Origin of the sequence: Streptomyces sp. NPDC059957 (assembly GCF_042730015.1) — a bacterium.
Lineage (GTDB): Bacteria > Actinomycetota > Actinomycetes > Streptomycetales > Streptomycetaceae > Streptomyces.
This window is the reverse complement of record NZ_JBHWMB010000076.1, coordinates 1-18,532: the sequence shown is the minus strand read 5'-3', so window position 1 is coordinate 18,532 and position 18,532 is coordinate 1. Positions and strand designations below refer to the sequence as shown.

The 18,532-nt window shown below is 71.4% G+C and carries 17 protein-coding genes and 1 pseudogene; 7 read left to right on the top strand and 11 right to left on the bottom strand.

Features of this window, described 5'->3' with window-relative positions; genetic code table 11:
- Positions 1–51 precede the first annotated feature (51 nt).
- The 4 genes from ACFWBW_RS34465 to ACFWBW_RS34450 form a co-directional block, all read right to left on the bottom strand.
- Complete coding sequence (locus ACFWBW_RS34465) at positions 52–1,014, bottom strand: electron transfer flavoprotein subunit alpha/FixB family protein (protein ID WP_385381267.1); 963 nt, start codon at positions 1,012–1,014, stop codon at positions 52–54.
- 87 nt (positions 1,015–1,101) lie between these two features.
- On the bottom strand, positions 1,102–1,887 hold the full coding sequence (locus tag ACFWBW_RS34460; protein ID WP_243342015.1) for an electron transfer flavoprotein subunit beta/FixA family protein: 786 nt from the start codon (positions 1,885–1,887) through the stop codon (positions 1,102–1,104).
- 201 nt (positions 1,888–2,088) lie between these two features.
- Positions 2,089–2,637 (bottom strand): flavin reductase family protein, encoded by a 549-nt coding sequence (locus tag ACFWBW_RS34455; protein WP_385381264.1) that lies wholly within the window; start codon positions 2,635–2,637, stop codon positions 2,089–2,091.
- A gap of 186 nt (positions 2,638–2,823) precedes the next feature.
- Positions 2,824–3,234 carry a TlpA family protein disulfide reductase gene (locus ACFWBW_RS34450; protein ID WP_385381261.1) on the bottom strand — a complete coding sequence of 137 codons (411 nt, stop codon included), beginning with the start codon at positions 3,232–3,234 and terminating at the stop codon, positions 2,824–2,826.
- Positions 3,235–3,429: 195 nt separating this feature from the next.
- Between ACFWBW_RS34450 and ACFWBW_RS34445 the strand changes: the two genes are divergently transcribed.
- A complete protein-coding gene (locus ACFWBW_RS34445) occupies positions 3,430–4,152 on the top strand; it encodes a lysophospholipid acyltransferase family protein (RefSeq protein WP_385381258.1) in 723 nt (240 codons plus the stop codon).
- A 127-nt stretch (positions 4,153–4,279) separates the two neighbouring features.
- Here the strand turns inward: ACFWBW_RS34445 and ACFWBW_RS34440 are convergent, their stop codons facing one another.
- Positions 4,280–5,500, bottom strand: a complete 1,221-nt coding sequence (locus tag ACFWBW_RS34440; protein ID WP_385381255.1) for an alginate lyase family protein — start codon at positions 5,498–5,500, stop codon at positions 4,280–4,282.
- A 242-nt stretch (positions 5,501–5,742) separates the two neighbouring features.
- On the opposite strand from ACFWBW_RS34440, the gene ACFWBW_RS34435 reads away from it, so the two are divergent.
- Entirely contained in the window at positions 5,743–7,011 is a 1,269-nt protein-coding gene (locus tag ACFWBW_RS34435; protein ID WP_385381252.1) for an MFS transporter, read from the top strand.
- Here the strand turns inward: ACFWBW_RS34435 and ACFWBW_RS34430 are convergent.
- The 6 genes and pseudogenes from ACFWBW_RS34430 to mtnA all read right to left on the bottom strand — a co-directional run.
- Positions 6,950–7,546 (bottom strand): annotated as a pseudogene (locus tag ACFWBW_RS34430) (transglutaminase family protein); the annotation flags it as partial. The gene ACFWBW_RS34435 and the pseudogene ACFWBW_RS34430 overlap by 62 nt on opposite strands.
- A gap of 51 nt (positions 7,547–7,597) precedes the next feature.
- Positions 7,598–8,701 carry a threonine aldolase family protein gene (locus ACFWBW_RS34425; RefSeq protein ID WP_385381249.1) on the bottom strand — a complete coding sequence of 368 codons (1,104 nt, stop codon included), beginning with the start codon at positions 8,699–8,701 and terminating at the stop codon, positions 7,598–7,600.
- Positions 8,698–9,459 carry an SDR family NAD(P)-dependent oxidoreductase gene (locus ACFWBW_RS34420; protein ID WP_385381246.1) on the bottom strand — a complete coding sequence of 254 codons (762 nt, stop codon included), beginning with the start codon at positions 9,457–9,459 and terminating at the stop codon, positions 8,698–8,700. Before ACFWBW_RS34420 ends, ACFWBW_RS34425 begins: the two co-directional genes overlap by 4 nt.
- A 26-nt stretch (positions 9,460–9,485) precedes the next feature.
- Positions 9,486–10,901, bottom strand: coding sequence for a DUF6421 family protein (locus ACFWBW_RS34415; protein ID WP_385381243.1), 1,416 nt, complete (start codon positions 10,899–10,901; stop codon positions 9,486–9,488).
- Positions 10,902–10,982: 81 nt separating this feature from the next.
- On the bottom strand, positions 10,983–11,588 hold the full coding sequence (locus ACFWBW_RS34410; RefSeq protein ID WP_385381239.1) for an alpha/beta hydrolase fold domain-containing protein: 606 nt from the start codon (positions 11,586–11,588) through the stop codon (positions 10,983–10,985).
- Between the two features lie 139 nt (positions 11,589–11,727).
- On the bottom strand, positions 11,728–12,759 hold the full coding sequence (gene mtnA, locus ACFWBW_RS34405) for an S-methyl-5-thioribose-1-phosphate isomerase (RefSeq protein WP_385381236.1): 1,032 nt from the start codon (positions 12,757–12,759) through the stop codon (positions 11,728–11,730).
- A gap of 403 nt (positions 12,760–13,162) precedes the next feature.
- Between mtnA and ACFWBW_RS34400 the strand changes: the two genes are divergently transcribed.
- From ACFWBW_RS34400 to ACFWBW_RS34380, 5 genes are read left to right on the top strand one after another with little or no spacing between them, the layout of a single operon-like run.
- The gene (locus ACFWBW_RS34400) at positions 13,163–14,212 is read left to right on the top strand and encodes a BMP family ABC transporter substrate-binding protein (RefSeq protein WP_385381233.1); all 1,050 of its coding nucleotides are present in this window, start codon (positions 13,163–13,165) and stop codon (positions 14,210–14,212) included.
- The gene (locus ACFWBW_RS34395; protein ID WP_385381230.1) at positions 14,193–15,692 is read left to right on the top strand and encodes an ABC transporter ATP-binding protein; all 1,500 of its coding nucleotides are present in this window, start codon (positions 14,193–14,195) and stop codon (positions 15,690–15,692) included. The genes ACFWBW_RS34400 and ACFWBW_RS34395 overlap by 20 nt, the downstream gene beginning before the upstream one ends.
- Position 15,693: 1 nt before the next feature.
- Entirely contained in the window at positions 15,694–16,848 is a 1,155-nt protein-coding gene (locus ACFWBW_RS34390; protein ID WP_385381227.1) for an ABC transporter permease, read from the top strand.
- Positions 16,848–17,717, top strand: coding sequence for an ABC transporter permease (locus tag ACFWBW_RS34385; protein ID WP_385381224.1), 870 nt, complete (start codon positions 16,848–16,850; stop codon positions 17,715–17,717). Before ACFWBW_RS34390 ends, ACFWBW_RS34385 begins: the two co-directional genes overlap by 1 nt.
- Positions 17,714–18,463, top strand: a complete 750-nt coding sequence (locus tag ACFWBW_RS34380; RefSeq protein ID WP_385381221.1) for a nucleoside phosphorylase — start codon at positions 17,714–17,716, stop codon at positions 18,461–18,463. The genes ACFWBW_RS34385 and ACFWBW_RS34380 overlap by 4 nt, the downstream gene beginning before the upstream one ends.
- Positions 18,464–18,532: the final 69 nt, after the last annotated feature.

The following is an 18,532-nucleotide window of genomic DNA, read 5'->3' as shown; positions in this document are numbered from 1 at the left end:
CACACGGCCCCGGAGACCACTTACCCGCAGGTCAACACCTGCGGCAGGGTTTTAGCCCTTGCGCGCCTTGATCTCGTCCGTCAGCTGCGGGACGACCGCGAAGAGGTCGCCGACCACGCCGTAGTCGACGAGGTCGAAGATCGGGGCCTCGGCGTCCTTGTTGATCGCGACGATCGTCTTGGAGGTCTGCATGCCGGCCCGGTGCTGGATCGCGCCGGAGATGCCGGAGGCGATGTACAGCTGCGGGGAGACCGACTTGCCGGTCTGGCCGACCTGGTTGGAGTGCGGGTACCAGCCGGCGTCCACGGCGGCGCGCGAGGCGCCGACGGCCGCACCGAGGGAGTCCGCGAGGGCCTCGATGATGTGGAAGTTCTCGGCGCCGTTGACGCCGCGGCCGCCGGAGACGACGATCGCGGCCTCGGTCAGCTCGGGGCGGCCGGTCGACTCGCGCGGGGTGCGGGAGGTGACCTTGGTGCCGGTGGCCAGGGCGCCGAAGGTGACGGCGAGCGCCTCGACGGCGCCGGCGGCCGGGGCGGCCTCGACCGGGGCCGAGTTCGGCTTCACGGTGATGACCGGGGTGCCCTTGGAGACGCGGGACTTGACGCTGAAGGACGCGGCGAACGCGGCCTGCGTCGCGACCGGACCCTCGTCACCCGCCTCCAGGTCGGTGGCGTCGGTGATGATGCCGGAGCCGATGCGGACCGCCAGGCGGGCGGCGATCTCCTTGCCCTCGGCGGAGGACGGGACCAGCACGGCGGCCGGGGAGACGGCGTCGTACGCGGCCTGGAGCGCGTCCACCTTCGGTACGACGAGGTAGTCGGAGAACTCCGGGGCGTCGGCGGTGAGGACCTTGACGGCACCGTGCTCGGCGAGCACGGCGGCGGTGGCCTCGGCGCCGTTGCCGAGGGCGACGGCGACGGGCTCGCCGATGCGGCGGGCCAGCGTCAGCAGTTCGAGGGTGGGCTTGCGGACGGCGCCGTCGACGTGGTCGACGTAGACGAGGACTTCAGCCATGGGGATGCTCCTGCGAATGCGAAGTAGTCAGGGGGTATCGAGAGGTGACCGAAGCTCTGGATGAACTTCTGGCCGGACAGACAGTTCTTAAATGAACTTCTGCTCCGCAAGGAAGGCGGCCAGCGACTTGCCACCCTCACCCTCGTCCTTGACGATCGTGCCGGCGGTGCGGGCCGGACGCTGGGTCGCGGAGTCGACCGCGGTCCAGGAGCCTTCGAGACCGACCTCGTCGGACTCGATCTCCAGCTCCTCCAGGTCCCAGGACTCCACCGGCTTCTTCTTGGCGGCCATGATGCCCTTGAAGGACGGGTAGCGGGCCTCGCCCGACTGGTCCGTCACCGAGACGAGCGCCGGGAGGGAGGCCTCCAGCTGCTCGCTCGCCGAGTCGCCGTCGCGACGGCCGGTGACGACACCGTCCTCGACCTTGACCTCGGAGAGCAGGGTGACCTGCGGGACGCCCAGGCGCTCGGCCAGGATCGCCGGGAGGACACCCATGGTGCCGTCGGTCGACGCCATACCCGTGATGACCAGGTCGTAACCGGCCTTCTCGATCGCCTTGGCGAGCACCAGCGAGGTGGCCATGACGTCGCTGCCGTGCAGGTCGTCGTCCTCGACGTGGATGGCCTTGTCGGCACCCATGGACAGCGCCTTGCGCAGCGCGTCCTTCGCGTCCTCGGGGCCCACCGTCAGGACGGTGATCTCCGCGTCGTCGGCCTCGTCGGCGATCTGCAGCGCCTGCTCGACGGCGTACTCGTCGAGCTCCGACAGCAGGCCGTCGACGTCGTCACGGTTGACGGTCAGGTCTTCGGTGAACTGCCGGTCGCCAGTGGCGTCGGGCACGTACTTCACACAGACAACGATCCTCAGGCTCACGCCGGCTCTCCTACCGCATCGACATTTCTGGTACCGCCTTGTTCAGGCAGCATAGGCGCCATCTCGGGCCGTTCCCGCCGGGGCGGCCCGCGCCCCGTTCGGGAATGTTACTCGTCAGTACACAGCGGGTTCCGCCAGGTTGCAAGGCCGGTGAACTGTGATCTGGCCAACGCCGGCGGAACCGGCCCCAGCAGGGACGATTCAGTCCCTCAACGCGTTGAAGCGCCCCTGGTGGTACAGCAGCGGACGGCCTTCGCCGGCCGGATCCCCCACCGGATCCCCCGCAGGGTCCCCGGCGACCGCCTCCGCGATGATCACCCGGTGCTCCCCCGCCGGAACCCGCGCCACGACCCGGCACACCAGCCAGGCCAGGACGCCGCCGCCCAGGACCGGAACCCCGTGCGGGCCGGGCGCCCAGTCGGTGACCGGCCCGAAGCGGTCGGCCCCGTTGCGGGCGAACAGACCCGCCAGCTCCTCCTGGTGCTCGCCGAGTATGTGGACCCCGAGGTGCTCGGAGTCCCGTATCGCGGGCCAGCTGGAGGAACCGGTGCCGATGGTGAACGACAGGAGCGGGGGGTCCGCCGAGACGGAGTTGAGGGAGGTCGCGGTGAAGCCCACCGGCCGGCCGCCGCTCTCGGCGGTGATCACGGCGACGCCCGCGGCGTGCCGGCGGAACACCGAGCGCAACAGCGCGGGCGAGCCGGGCAGACCTGCGCCGACCCGTGGGGACGGAGCCGTCGGAGCCGTCATCAGGAGGTGCCCCGTCCGTAAAGCAGGAGTTCATACCGCATATCGCAAGCCTGGCGATCTCTCGTGTACGCAGTCAAGCCCGAACGGGCAGATGTAGGGCGCGTCACGCTGCGTGCGGACGCGCGTACCGGCTCACCGGACGCCCCGGGAGCCGGCAGCCCGGCGAGTTCCGCGCCCGCGCCCGCGTCATACGGCGGCGCCCAGGGCGGCGATCACGTCCGCCTTGCGCGGCATTCCGGCGGCCCGCCGCACGATCCGGCCGGCCGCGTCCAGGACCAGTACCGTCGGGGTCTTCTCGATGCCGAGGGCCCGTACGAGGTCCAGGTTCTTCTCGGCGTCGATCTCGATGTGCCGGACGCCCGCGACCATGGCCGCGACCTCGTCCAGGAGCCGCCGGGTGGCCCGGCAGGGCTGGCAGAAGGCGCTGGAGAACTGCACGAGCGTGGCCCGCTCCCCCGGCTCGGCACCCAGTTCGGCGATGCCCAGCCGGACTTCGCCGACGACCTCGCCCCGCTCGCCTGCGCGCACCCGCGCCCCCGTCTCCGCCGTAACCGCCACATCCGCCGTCGCCCGCTCCGTACGGGCACCTTCCATCATCCCGGTACGTTCTTCCGTTGATCGGAGCGCCCCGCGGGCGCGGCGCATTCCCGGCGTGACGAGAATCTCCCCGGGCACGGGCGTCTGGGCTGGCCTGCGGCTCTCGTATGGGGCACGATCCCCATGGCCGCGTACCTACGCTGCCGTAACTTCCGGCCGGGAGCACCTCCAGGCAGAAAGCGGGGTCTCCCCACCATGGCTGAGCTCGTCTACCCCCCGGTTATCGGTGCCGCGCACACCCTCTTCCGTGCGCTCGACGTCCGCATCGACATGAAGGGCACCGAGAACATCCCGCGCAAGGGCGGGGCCGTTCTGGTGTCGAACCACATCGGCTACCTCGACTTCATCTTCGCCGGGCTGACCGCTCGCCCGCAGAAGCGGCTCGTCCGCTTCATGGCGAAGGAGTCGGTGTTCCGGCACAAGGTGTCCGGCCCGCTGATGCGCGCGATGAAGCACATCCCGGTGGACCGCGCCCAGGGCGAGACGGCCTACCAGCACGCGCTCGACTCGCTGCGCTCCGGCGAGATCATCGGCGTGTTCCCGGAAGCCACGATCTCCCAGTCCTTCACGCTCAAGAGCTTCAAGTCCGGTGCGGCGCGCATGGCCCAGGAAGCCGGCGTTCCGCTGATCCCGGTGGCGCTGTGGGGTACGCAGCGGATGTGGACCAAGGGCCGCCCCAAGGACCTCAAGCGCAGCCACATCCCGGTGACGATGCGGGTGGGCGAGCCGCTGGAGGCCCCCGCCGACCAGTACGCCGGCGCCATCACCCGCCGGCTGCGCGGACGGGTGCAGGAGCTGCTGGACGCCGCTCAGGCCGCCTACCCGGCCAAGCCCAAGGGCATCGAGGACTCCTGGTGGCTGCCGGCCCACCTCGGTGGCACCGCGCCGACCCCGGAGCAGGTCAAGGAAGCAGGCTGAGGCCTGCCGGGTCCCACGAGGCCTATGGGGCCCATGAGGCCTGCTGACTCTTACGGCAGACCGCGGCCCCGCCCGTCGGGCGGGGCCGCGGTCTCCCGCCGGGGGTGCGGTCTCACGCCGGGGTGCGTCAGTTCGGATTCTCCGCGTGGGTCAGCGTCTCCCACGCCTCGAAGTGGTTCTCGGTTCCCGCCGGGCGGCGGCCCTCGGTGAGCCGGCGGGTGTTCTCCATCGTGACGCCCAGCCGGGTGTGCAGGGCGTTGTAGCCGACCTCGGTCGCCGGGCCCAGGCCCTTGGTCAGGCTCCCGCCGCACAGCCAGGAGGGCACGGCCTCACCGAGCTCGTACTTGGCGTGGAAGCCCAGCGCGTGGCGGAAGCGGTCCTTGAACTCCGGGTACAGGTCGCGCCCTTGGATGCGCGAGGTCTCGGCGACGTGCATGGTCGCCGCGATGCCCATGCCCGTGTGGCCGAAGTCCCGGCAGGTCTCCTGCGCCAGGCCGTCGACGAAGGTGCTCTGGCCGTGCCAGTAGCCGATCAGTTCGCTCCTGGTGTCGATGGTGGAGCGCGGCGGGTACTTGGGCTGCGGCCCGTCGGAGGCCAGGTAGAAGTAGGCGGGCACCCGGCCGAGGTAGATCGCCATCGCCTTGTCGTAGCTCGCGCGGTCGTCGAGGTGGACGGAGATGCCGACGGCGGCGTCCATCATGATCAGTTCCCAGTTGCCGTTGCTGTTCGGCTTCCCGCCGATCACCTCGGGCAGGTAGACCTCGCGCAGCATCGTGGCGAAGCGTCCCTGGTTCGGCCAGCCGCCGGTGTAGGTGTGTTTGACGATCTCGGCGGCCCGCGGCCAGGTGGATCCCGCCCAGCCGCTCTGCAGCGGGGCGTTGCTGTTGGTGTGGTCCTTGATGCGGGCCGACCACGCGTCCATCAGCTCGATCGACTTCTTCGCGTACCGCACGTCGCCGGTGATGTACCAGGCGAGCGCGTCGGTGTACGCGGCTATGGCGTCCTCCCTCTCGTCGGTGCAGCCGAGGTTGGGGTTGGAGTAGGAGCCGCACTCGACGATCTCGCGGGGCTTGGGCGTCCGCGACAGCGAGCCGTACCGGCTCGCGATCATGGCGTCGAACGCCGCCTTCCAAGGCTGCTGCCCGGCCTGCACCTTGGTGCGTACGAAGTCCAACTGGGCGCGGCTGTTCAGGACTCCGGGATGGGCGAAGGCCGCGGGGGCGGCGGCGGACACGGCGGGGGTGACGGGGGTGTGGGGGGTGACGGCGGCGGAGGTGGGGGCGAGGGTCAGCGCCGCGACCAGGCCGAGGGCCGAGGCGAGCAGCCCGGCGGGGACTCCGTAACGCATGAAGCGCCTTCCGGTCGGAGGTCGGAGGTTGGAGGTCGGAGGTCGGAGATCGAAGGTGGGGGGTCCTTCGGAGGGTCCGTGGGGGGAATCCTGCGGCCGAAGATACTCATGCGCATGCCAAGCTGACAACGATGTCAGACAGGAAGGTTTCCTATTGACCGAAAACAGCGATCCTTTCGCCCTACACCCGTATGGCGTAATCTCGCACCCCTCTGCCACGTCACCTGGCGAAAGGGGCCGGGATGCCGGGGCTCGGACGGTACTTGGCCGCCGCACTGGCGGCGCGCTTCGCCTCCGAGGGAATGGGCATGGCCGTCGTGCTGCTCGCCCTCCAGCGCACCGGGAGCGCCGCCCACGGCGCGTTCGTACTGACGGCCTGGCTGGCCCCGCACGTGCTCGCGGCTCCGCTCGCGGGCGCCGCCGCGGCCAGGTCGCGCCGGCCCCGCCTCTTCCAGGTGGGCGCCCTGGCGGGATTCACCACGGCCGTGGCGGCACTCGCGCTCCTGCTCGGGCGGGCTCCGACCCCGGTGGTGCTCGCGGTGGCGGTACTCGGCGGCTCCTGCGGGCCTATGGTGACGGGCGGGCTGTCGAGCCTGGTGGCGGGGCTGGTTCCGGCCGGTCCGGCGCGCGACAAGGCGTACGGCTGGGACGCGTCGACCTACAACGGCGCCGCGGTCACCGCTCCGGCGGCCGTCAGCCTGGTCGCGGCCTTCGGCTCGGCCGGGCCGGCGATGGCGCTCCTGGCCGCGTCCGGCGCGCTGGCGGCGGCGCTCGCGGCGACCCTTCCGTACGGGAGCCCGCACGGAAGCCCGGACCCCGGCCCCGGCGCACCCCGGGTCGGGATGGGCGCCGGGCTGGCCGCCCTGTGGCGGATCCGGCAGCTGCGGGCCATCACCTCGGCCACGACCCTGGCCTTCCTCGGCCTCGGGGCGCTCACCGTCACCTCGGTCCTCCTGGCCACCTCGCTCGGCAGCCCGGGTGGCGGCGGCGTACTGATGACCGCCTTCGCCCTGGGCGCCCTGACCGGCTCCCTGACGCTGGGCAGGATCACGACCATCCCCGCGGGCCGGCTCGCCTGCTGGGCCATGGCGGCGACCGGGGTGGCGCTGACGGTGGCCGCGTTCACCCCGTCCCTCCCGCTCGCGGCCGTGGCGTTCGCCGCGGCCGGGGTGTGCGACGGGCCCCTGCTGACGGCCACCCTGCGGATCCGCTCGGAGTTCGCGCCCGACGGGGCGCGGACCCAGGTGTTCACGCTCGGCGCCGGACTGAAGGTGACGGCCGCGTCCACGGGCGCCGCCCTCGTGGGACTCGCCGCCGACGTACCGCCCTGGATCCTGGTGCTCGCGATCGCGGTCCTGCAACTGGCCGCCGCCCTGCTGCACACCGTGGTGACGGCGCGCGGCCGCATACGGAAGACGGCCGGCGCCGGCGCCGGCGCCCCGGCGGCTCCAGCGCCGTCTGCAGGTTCCGCCACAACTGCGGCCGGTCCGCGGACTCCTGGAGCGCCTTGAGCGGGGCCGGGCGGGGTGCCGCATACACCCCCGGGTAGTCGATCTCGCCGAGTTCAGGACGGACCGGGAAGGCCAGTTGTTCGCGGTCGAGGGTGAACTGGGCATCCACACCGGGCTTGTTGCCCCGCGGGTCCACCCGGGCCCAGCCCTCGCCGCCGGGCAGGCGCAGTGCGACGAGGCCGTGGAGGGCGAGGTTCGATCCGTCGTCGTCGCCGAGGAGCTGGTAGCAGAGGCCGGCCGGGATGCCCCGGTTGCGCAGCAGGGCGGTCAGCGCGTGGGATTTGGCGTAGCAGATCCCGTTGCGCGTCTCCAGGACGTCGGAGGCTCGCCAGGAGACGCGGTTGTCCCCGGAGTCGGCGGAGTGAGGGATGGTGTCACGGACGAACTCGAAGGCCGCCTTTGCGTATGAATATGCGTCGCCCGTGGCCGTCCATAGCGCGTCGGCGGTCTCGTCGACCAGTGGATGGCCGTGGTCGACCGCTTCATCGGCCGCCAGATAGGCGGCTACGTCGGAATGCTCCTGGATCAGTTCCATGATCCAGGAGCATATCCATGCATCCGACTGCATGCCTATGAATTTATGCCACTAGCGTGCGAGCTCTTCCTTGAGGGCCTGGAGGAAGCCGTCCACGTCCTCCTCCTGGGTGTCGTAGCTGCACATCCACCGGACGTCGCCCGCGATCTCGTCCCAGAAGTAGAAGCGGTAGCGCTCCTGCAGGCGCCGCGTGACCTCGTGCGGGAGCCGCGCGAACACCGCGTTCGCCTGCACCGGGTAGAGGATCTCCACCCCGTCGGTCTCGCGCACCCCGGCCGCCAGCCGCTGCGCCATCGCGTTGGCGTGGCGGGCGTTGCGCAGCCACAGGTCCTTCGCGAGCAGCGCCTCGAGCTGCACCGACACGAAGCGCATCTTGGAGGCGAGCTGCATCGACATCTTGCGGATGTGCTTCATCTGCCGGACGGAGTCCGGGTTCAGCACGACGACGGCCTCGCCGGCCATCATCCCGTTCTTGGTGCCGCCGTAGGACAGCACGTCCACGCCGACCGCGTTCGTGAAGCTGCGCATCGGCACGTCGAGCGAGGCCGCGGCGTTGGCGATCCGGGCGCCGTCGAGGTGGACCTTCATCCCCTTGGCGTGCGCGTGCTCGCAGATCGCGCGGACCTCGTCCACGGTGTAGACCGTGCCGAGCTCGGTGTTCTGGGTGATCGAGACGACCTGGGGCATCGCCCGGTGCTCGTCCTCCCAGCCCCATGCCTGCCGGTCGATGAGCTCGGGGGTGAGCTTGCCGTCCGGCGTGGGGACGGTGAGCAGCTTGAGGCCCGCCATCCGCTCGGGGGCACCGCCCTCGTCGACGTTGATGTGCGCCGACTCGGCGCAGACCACCGCGCCCCAGCGGTCGGTGAGCGCCTGCAGGGCGGTCACGTTGGCGCCGGTGCCGTTGAAGACGGGGTAGGCCTCGGCGTGCGGGCCGAAGTGGCCGCGGAAGACCTGCTGCAGGTTCTCGGTGTACTCGTCGTCGCCGTAGGAGACCTGGTGGCCCCCGTTGGCGAGCGCGATGGCCGCGAGGATCTCCGGGTGGATCCCGGCGTAGTTGTCGCTCGCGAAACCACGCACCGCCGGGTCGTGGTGCCGGCGGGCGTCGGTCTTCGCGGCGGACTTGCGTATCGCGGTCTTCACTGCACCGGTCTTCACGGTTGGGGGGTGAGCCACAGGCGCTGTCCGTTCACATCGGAGGCGGGCCGCTCCCAGACGCCGGCGATGGCCTCGGCCAGCTCCTTGACGTCGGTGAAGCCCGCGAACTTCGCAGTGGGACGCTCGGCGCGCATCGCGTCGTGTACCAATGCCTTGATCACCAGGATCGCAGCCGCGGCGCCCGGACCGTCCTCACCACCCGCCTTGCGGAAGGAATCCGCCATCGCGAGCGTCCAGGCCTCGGCCGCCGCCTTGCCCGCGTTGTACGCGGCGTTATTGGCGACCGGCTTGTGCGCTCCGGACTGGCTGACCAGGACGTAGCGGCCGCGGTCGCTGCGCAGCAGCCCGTCGTGGAAGGCGAGCGAGGTTGTCTGAACGGTGCGGATGAGGAGCTTCTCCAGGAAGGCCCAGTCCGCGAGGTCGACGTCGGTGAAGGTCTTGCTGCCGCGCCAGCCGCCGACGAGGTGGACCAGGCCGTCGATGCGGCCGAATTCCTTCTCGGTCTGCTCGGCCCAGGCCTTGGTGGCGTCCAGGTCGAGCAGGTCGACGGTGTCACCGGTGATGGTGGCGCCGCCGTGGGCGTAGCGAGCGGCGTCCACCGCTTCGGCGAGGCGGGCCGCGTCGGCGTCGGAGGCGACGACCACGGCTCCCGCCTCGGCGAGGCGGAGCAGGGTGGCGCGGCCGGCGGGCCCGCCGGCCCCCGCCACTGCCACTACCGCCCCGTGGAGCTTTCCGTTCCCGTTACCGGAGCCGTTCATCTGTGCAGCCTCCTGTGGGCGAGCGCTCACGCGGCGACCCGCGCGGCGGTCTCGCGTTCCGCGGCGTTCCCTGCCGTGATGCCCTTGGTCGAGGCGATCACGCCCTTGAGCTTCTTGGCCAGGGCCTCATAGAACATGCTCAGCGGAAACTCGTCCGGAAGCACGTCGTCCACGAGTTTGCGGGGCGGCTGCGTCAGGTCCAGGGCGTCGGGGCCCTTGGCCCACTTGGAGCCCGGGTGGGGGGCGAGGTACTCGGCGACCAGGTCGTACGCCTTGAACCAGTGGACGAGCTTCGGGCGGTCGATGCCGGCCCGGTAGAGGCCCTCGATCTCGGCGCACAGCTGGTTGGTGACCTGCGGGGCGCGCATCCAGTCGATCTTCAGCTTGTTGTCCGTCCAGCGCACGACGTCGTGCTTGTGGAGGTACGCGAAGAGGAGCTGGCCGCCGAGGCCGTCGTAGTTGCGGGTGCGGTCGCCGGACACCGGGAAGCGGAACATCCGGTCGAAGAGGACGGCGTACTGCACGTCACGGCCGTGCTCGTTGCCCTCGGACTCCAGCTTCACGGCCTCCTTGAAGGCGGTGAGGTCGCAGCGCAGCTCTTCCAGTCCGTACATCCAGAACGGCTGGCGCTGCTTGATCATGAAGGGGTCGAACGGCAGGTCGCCGTGACTGTGGGTGCGGTCGTGGACCATGTCCCACAGGACGAAGGCCTTCTCGCAGCGCTCCTGGTCCTCGACCATCCGGGCGATGTCCTCGGGCAGCTCGATGCCCAGGATGTCGACGGCGGCCTCGGTGACCTTGCGGTAGCGGGCGGCCTCGCGGTCGCAGAAGATGCCGCCCCAGGTGAAGCGCTCGGGGGCCTCGCGCACCGCGATGGTCTCCGGGAAGAGCACGGCGGAGTGCGTGTCGTAGCCCGGGGTGAAGTCCTCGAAGGTGATGCCGAGGAAGAGCGGGTTGTCGTACCGGGTGCGCTCCAGCTCGGAGAGCCACTCGGGCCACACCATCTTCAGCACGACGGCTTCGAGGTTGCGGTCCGGGTTGCCGTTCTGCGTGTACATCGGGAAGACCACGAGGTGCTGGAGCCCGTCGGCGCGCTCGGCGGCCGGGGCGAAGGCCAGCAGGGAGTCGAGGAAGTCCGGCACGCCGAAGCCGCCGTCGGCCCACTTGCGCAGGTCGCCGATGAGGGCCGCGTGGTACGCGGCGCCGTGCGGGAGCAGCGGCGACAGCGCCTCGATGCCCTCGATCACGCGCTCGACCGCGGCCGGGGCGGCGATGCGGGCGTGGTGCCCCTCGCGCTCGAAGTCGATGGAGCCGTCGGCCGACTGCCAGGGCCGGATCTCCTCCACGGCGGCCTTGAGCTCGGGCCACGCCGGGTGGTCGACCACCCGGTCACCAGCGGTTATCACGGCACCGCCGGTACCCGGCACAAGAGTTTCCGTCATGTCACTTCCTCCACAGGAGAACCTCACGTCGGGACAGGGTAGGCATGTGAGGCCCTCTTGCTCAAGAGGAGATCCGGGAAATTATCCTGCGTCACCCCCAGTTTCACCGGAAGTCTTCCCGTTCTTATGGGTCGAGTCGACGACTTCGCCCAATCGCGCCAAGGCCTGACGGGCCTCGGGGAGCACCGCGGCCAGCGCGAGGAATCCGTGGAACATTCCCGGGTGGGAGTCCAGGGCCGAACGGACTCCGGCGCCGAGCAGCCTGTGGTGGTACGCCTCCCCCTCGTCCCGCAGCGGATCGCAGCCGGCGACCACCACGTACGCGGGCGGCAGCCCCTTCGGGTCCCCGGCGAGCGGGGAGGCCAGCGGATCACCGCCGTCGCCGTCGGGGCCCAGGTACTGCTCCCAGAACCAGCGCAGGTGCGCCGCGGTCAGGAAGTAGCCCTCCGCGTTGCCCCGGTAGGACGCGGTGTCCCCGGCGGCGTCCAGGCACGGGTAGATCAGCACCTGGAGCGCGACGGCCGGTCCCCCGCACTCGCGGGCCAGCAGGAGCGAGGCGGCGGCGAGGTTCCCGCCCGCACTGTCGCCGGCCACGACCAGGGCGGCCGGGTCCCCGCCGAGCTCCTCGACGTGCGCGCCGGCTGGGGCCTGTCGCCAAACTCCCGTCTGCCTCGCGACGCCTGGCACGCACTCTCGCCGCACCGGACGGAAGCCAAGTACGTCCAGTACGCGGGCTTCCGCCCGGCACGCCGAGAGCACGCACCAGACGCCGCAAGGCCGCCCTTCGGGCGACGACGGGAGTTTGACGACAGGCCCTCGGGCCGCCTCAGACCAGGTGGTCCGAGGGGAGCTCGCCCGCGGACACCTCCAGGACCCCGCGCTCGGTGACCAGCGCCGTCACCAGACTGCCCGGGGTCACGTCGAAGGCAGGGTTGTGGCCGCGGGAACCGGCCGGTGCGGTGCGGACGCCGCCCCATTCCAACACCTCATCCTCACCCCGGAGTTCTATGGTGATCTCCTCGCCGCTCAAGGTGGCCAGGTCCACCGTCGTGGTGGGCGCCGCGACGACGAACGGGATGCCCGCGTGCGCGCACGCCAGAGCGATGCCGACCGTGCCGACCTTGTTCGCGGTGTCGCCGTTCGCGGCGATCCGGTCCGCGCCCACCACTGCGAAGTCCACCTCTCCCCGCAGGATGGTCCCCGCTGCCGCGCCGTCGGCCTGGACGTAGTGCGCTATGCCCTCCTCGGCCAGCTCCCAGGCGGTCAGCCGGGCTCCCTGCAGGAGCGGCCGGGTCTCGTCGGCGTACACCGTCTCGAGCAGCCCGCGGGCGTGCAGTTCACGGATCACACCGAGCGCGGTGCCCCAGCCCGCCGTGGCGAGCGCCCCGGTGTTGCAGTGCGTCAGGACGCGCAGGGGACGGTCCTTGTCGAGCCGCTTCAGCAGCCAGTCCGCGCCGTGCGCGCCCAGAGCGTGATTGGCCTCCACGTCCTCGCGCTGCACGGTGGCGGCCTCCGCCAGGACGGCCGGCACGCCCTCGTCCAGCTTCGCCAGCACCCGGTCCACGGACACGGCCAGGTTGACCGCGGTCGGCCGGGCCGCCCGGATCCGGGCGACCTCCTCGCGTATCCGCGTACGGTCCCAGCCCTCGCGGTCGCCCTGCAACAGCGCGATGGCCACACCGTACGCCCCGGCCGCGCCGATCGCCGGGGCCCCGCGCACCACGAGGCGCCGGATCGCGTCCACCAGAGCCTCCACGTCGGTGACGCGCAGCACCTCCTTGCGGTGCGGCAGAACGGTCTGGTCGATCAGGGCGAGACCGTCTCCGGCCCACTCGACGGCACGCAGTTCCCTGGTCATGACAGTGCACTCCAAAGGCTCGAGGGAGGAAGGGGGGAGGGGTGCGCGCCACCGTACAGGAGCTGTGGGAACCAGAGTTCGAGACGGAGGACCGGTCACGCGCACCCCGGTGCTACTCTCCTGGCCTCAACGATCTGTTGCACGGTAGTCCGAGGGGAGAGCGCACATGCTGTTGACGCTGCGGCGCTACCTCGACTACGGCCGGTGCTCCAGCGACGCCTGTCGCGGCTGACCGCTTCTCCGCCTGCCACCTGACGAGCCCCTTTCCGAACTCGTCTGATTTCACGTGGATTTCACAGATCTCGTGCGCCGTTCACATACGAACGGCCGCCTCCCTCGTGCACCCCGTGCCCGTCTGTCCGTGCACCCGTGCGCCCCCGAACCGTCCTGGAAGGTCGCCTCCATGTCCCGGAGATCCCGTACCCATGCCCTTCGACTCGCCGCCACCGTGGCGGGAGGCGTACTGCTCGCCACCGGCTGCAACGCCGCCGCGGCGAAGAAGGAGGAGGGCGGCAAGAGCGCCGGCCCGCAGTTCACTCTCGTCACCCCGGACGCGGTGGGACAGAACGAGTTCCTGAGGCTCTCCGTGGACGGCGTGAAGGCCGCGGCCACCGCACGCTCGGGCAGTTCCAAGGTCTACGAGTCCACCGACGTGGCCTCCCGGCAGCAGAACGTCCAGGGCGCCGTGGAGGCCAAGCCGAAGGTGATCGTCCTGGTCGGCTTCGAGTTCGCCGACCTGGCCGCCCAGCAGGCCGAGGCCCATCCGGACCAGCAGTTCCTGGTGATCGATGCCTGCACCAAGCAGGCCTACCCCAACGTGAGTTGCGCCGTGTTCCGGGAGCACGAAGGGGTCTTCCTGGCCGGAGCCGAGGCCGGGCTGCTCACCAAGAGCGGCAAGGTCGGGGCCGTGGACGTGCTCGACACGCCCCAGTTCCGGCGCTACAGCGAACCGTTCGCGGCCGGGGCCAGGGCGACCGCGCCCACGAGCCAGGCGACCACCCGCTTCGTCGGCGGTCAGTCGCCCTTCAACGACTCGGCCCGCGCCAAGGAACAGGCCGGCTCGCTGATCGCGGCCGGCACCGACCAGTTGATGGCCGCCGCGGCCGCGGGCAACTACGGAGTCTTCGAGGCGGCCAAGGCCAAGGGGGTCTTCGCGTACGGCGTGGACGTGAACCAGTGCGTCACGGCGCCCGGCACCGTCGTCGACAACGTGATCAAGAAGACCGACGTCGCCGTGGAGAAGGGCATCGAGCAGGTGCTCGGCGGCAAGGGCGGCCAGACCGTCTCGTACGGACTCAAGGAGGGCGGCATCAGCCTGACCGGCCTGGAACAGGGCGTCGCCGAGTCCCAGTGCGTCATAGCCCGGCACACTGCGGTCCTCGACCAGGTGAAGCGGCTGCGCGACCAGATCGTCTCCGGAGAGCTGAAGGTCGATGACCCCGCAGCCAAGTAGTCCCGCCGAGACGGTCGTCGAACTCGCGGGAATCACCAAGCGGTTCACCGGGACGCTCGCGAACGACGCCGTCGACCTGCGGGTGCGGCGCGGCGAGATCCATGCCCTGATGGGGGAGAACGGCGCCGGAAAGTCCACCCTGATGTCGATCCTGTACGGGATGCTGCGACCGGACGCCGGCACGATCCGCGTCCACGGCCGCGAGGTGAACTTCTCGGACCCGGCCGACGCGATCGGCGCCGGGCTCGGCATGGTCCACCAGGGTTTCCGGCTCTTCGACTCGCTCACCGTCGCCGAGAACATCGTCTTCCGGACCGAGCCGCGCCGGTTCGGCCTCCTCGACCGTGCGGCCGCGCGCCGCCGGGTCCGCGAACTCGCCGAGGAGCACGGGCTGCCGGTCGACCCCGACGCCCGGGTCGGCGCTCTGCCCATCGGCGTGCGGCAGCGGGTGGAGATCCTCAAGCTGCTGCACCGCGGGGCCCGCGTCCTGATCCTCGACGAGCCGACGGCCGTCCTCACGCCCGACGAGGCCGGAAAGCTGTTCGCCGTCCTCAAGTCCCTGGCGGAGCAGGGGCATTCGGTGATTCTCGTCACCCACAAGCTGAACGAGGTGCTTTCGGTGAGCGACAACGTCACGGTGCTGCGCGACGGACGGGTCACGGCCCGGCTGCGTACCGCCGACACCACGGCGGCCGAGATCGCCGAGGCGATGACCGGCCGCCGGGTGGAGCTGGACCGGATCCACCCGCCGGGGACCCCCGGAGCGGTGGTGCTGTCCGTCTCCGGCGTGCGCGGAGTGGACCTCACCGTCCGGGCCGGGGAGATCGTCGGCATCGCCGGCGTCGCGGGCAACGGGCAGAGCGAGCTGATCGAAGCGCTGGCGGGGCTGCGCCCCGTGACCGCCGGCCACATCGAGCTGGCCGGGCGCGACATCACCCACGAGTCACCGGCCGGACGCCGGGCGGCAGGCCTCGCCTACGTACCGGAGGACCGTGCGGCGGTCGGCACCGCGCCCGCCGCCTCCGTCGCGGAGAACCTGGCGATGGGGCACCACCGGACATCACTCGCCACCAGGCACGGACTGCTCCGCCCCGCGGCCCTGCGCGCCCATGCCCGGTCCCTGATCGAACGCTTCGGCATCAAGGCGCCCTCACCGGGGGCCCCGGCGGGCGCCCTGTCCGGCGGCAACCTGCAGAAGCTGCTCGTCGGCCGGGAACTCGCCCATGAGGCACCACTGTTGCTGGTGGAACAACCCACGCGCGGCGTGGACATCGGTGCGATCCAGCAGATCCACGAACGGCTCGTCGCCTACCGGGACGCGGGTCACGCGGTGCTCCTGGTCTCCGCCGAACTCAGCGAGATCCGCGGCCTGTCGGACCGGATCCTGGTGATGTACGAGGGCCGGATCTCGGCCTCCTACACCCGGGACGAGGCGGACGAACACACCCTGGGGCTGGCCCTGGCCGGAGCGGAGGCCTGACATGAGCACCTTGCCCACCCGATCCGCCCTCGCGTCCGCACTGCGTTCCCCCGTCCTGTTCTCCGTGGCCGCCACCCTCCTGATCGGCGTGCTCCTCCTCGCCGCCACCGGGGCCGACCCGTTCACCGCGTACGGGGCCGTGCTGAGCGGCTCCCTCGGACCCGACGGGATCGGAGCCACGCTGACCACCGCCACCAGCGTCCTGGGCATGGCCCTCGCGCTGGCCGTGCCGCTCCGCGCCGGACTGATCAACCTGGGCGGTGACGGGCAGTTGGTGCTCGGCGGCCTCGCCGCCACCGTGACCGGCCTCTACGCACCACTGCCCGCACCGCTCACCGTCGCGGTGTCCCTCCTCGCCGGCATGGCGGCCGGAGCCGCGTACGCCGTGCTCGCCGCCGTGTGCGAGACCCGCCTCGGGGTTCCGCTCCTGGTGAGCAGCCTGCTCCTGTCCTATCCGGCGGTCTCCTTCGCCTCCTACCTGGCGCGGTATCCGCTGAAGGAGCCCGGCTCCGGTCTGCCGCAGACACGACGGCTGCCCGAAGGCGTGGAACTGCCCGCGCTCGGGTCGACCACGGTGACCGCCGGCCTGCTCCTCGTCGTCGCCGCGGCCGGGGTCCACTTCTTCGTCGACTCGCGCACCAGCGCCGGGTACGAGGTCCGGATGACTGGCCTGGGTCCGCGCTTCGCGGCGTACGCGGGAGTCGACCGCGGGCGGCTGACACTACGGCTGATGGGCGCCTCCGGCGCCATCTCGGGTCTGGTGGGAGCGATCGGGGCGCTGAGCTTCCCGCACCGGTTCATCGACGGCGCGCTCACCGCCCCCGGCTACACGTGGACCGGACTCACGGCGGCGCTGCTCGCCGCCGCGGCCCCGGCCGGCACCGTGCTCGCGGCCCTCTTCTTCACGGTCCTGCAGGTCGGGGGCCTGAGCATGGAGCGGGCCACCGAGGTCCCGCGCGAGCTGACACAGGTGCTCCAGGCCCTGGTCATCGTCCTGCTCGCCTCCAGGTCGCGGATGCCCCGGCGCGCCGGGCGACGCAAGGGCGAGAGCGCGACGTATGACGAGACCAACGGCGAGAACAGCAACGAGAACAGCGACGAGAGCAGCGATGAGAGCCACGACGTGAACACGAACGAGAACGTGAAGGTCGCCTGATGTCCCTCGAAACCGACCTCTTCCTCTCGGTGCTGCGCGCGCTCACCCCGATCCTGCTCGCCGCGCTCGGCGGGGCGATCTGCGAGAGGGCCGGCGTCTTCAACATCGGCCTCGAGGGCATGATGCTGATCGGCTGTTTCAGCGCGGTCACCACGAGCTGGTTCACCGGCAGTCCGTGGCTCGGAGTGCTCGCGGCAGCGCTTGCCGCCGCCGCGTACTCCCTGATCCTGGCCGTGGGCGCGGTGACCCTGCGCGGTGACGCGGTGGTGCTGGGCGTGGCCATGAACCTCCTCGCCCTCGGACTCACCGGTTTCCTGCTGCGTACGGTCTTCGGGGTGCGGGGCACCTTCGACGACCCCGCCCTGTCCGGACTCCCCCTGATCGGCGGGCAGTCACCGCTCGCCTACCTCTCCTGGGCCGCCGTGGCGCTCACCGCCTTCGCGCTGTCCCGCCACGTGTGGGGGCTGAGGCTGCGCGGGGTCGGCGAAGCGCCCGAGGCCGCGGCGGCACTGGGGGTGAGTCCCGTGAAGTACCGCTACGGCGCGGTCCTGGCCGCCGGGGCGCTGTGCGGTCTGGGCGGGGCCCAACTCGCCCTCGGCAACGTCACCTTGTTCTCCGAGAACATGACCGCGGGCCGCGGCTGGATCGCGGTGGTGGCGGTCATGCTCGGCCGCGCCGCACCCGTCGGCGTACTGCTGGCGGCCCTGCTGTTCGCCGTCGCCGAAGCGGTCGGCTTCCGCCTGCAAGGCCTCGGCCTCCCGCAGCAGGCCACGGACGCAGCGCCGTACGCCGTCACGCTCGCGGCCCTCTTCCTGACGACGGCGGCCCGCCGCCGTGCCACCCGTACGAGAACCGGAGCTGTCGCATGACCCAGGACCTGCTGCCCCTCACCCGCATCCCCCGCACCGGCCTGCCGGCCTCCGCGCTGGTCGTAGGCGACCCCGCGCGGGCCGAAGCCGTCGCGGGATCACTCGAGGACGCGAAAGAGGTGTCCCACCACCGTGAGTACCGCGTGTTCAGCGGAAGTTGGCGAGGGCTCCCGGTGACGGTCGCCTCCCACGGGGTCGGCGGACCCGGCGCGATCCTGCTCTTCCAGGAGCTGGCCGACGCGGGCGTGCGCACCCTGATCAGATTCGGGACCGCGGGGGCGATCCGACCCGGAATCGCAGACGGGGACCTGGTGATCGCCGAGGCGGCGGTACGCGATGACGGGGTGACCGGGCAGCTGCTGCCGCCGGAGTATCCCGCGGTGTCCGCACCAGAGGCGGTACTGGCGCTGCAGCGGGCGGCCGTCGAGGCGGGAGCACCCCACCACCGGGGCATCGTCTGGACGCGCGCCGCCTTCCAGCCGGGGCTCATCGCCTTCCCGGCGTACGAGAAGGCCGGTGTCGCCGCGATCGAGATGGAGCTCTCCGCGCTGCTGGTGACGGCTTCGCTGCGCGGGCTGACCGCGGGCGGACTGCTGGTGGTGGACGGGGCGAACGCCGACGACCTCGTCGACGTGGAGGCGACCGGCGGATACGACCCGCACCGTGAGGTGGTCGCGGCCGGGGTCGCGCGGGGCAGCGCCGTGGCCCTGGAGGCGCTGCGGCTGCTCGCCGAAGACGAGCGGTAGCGGTGAGCACGGGTTCGGCCCCCGGGTGAGGTGGGGGCGCGAACGCCGGTGCGGCGGCGGTCCGGGAGG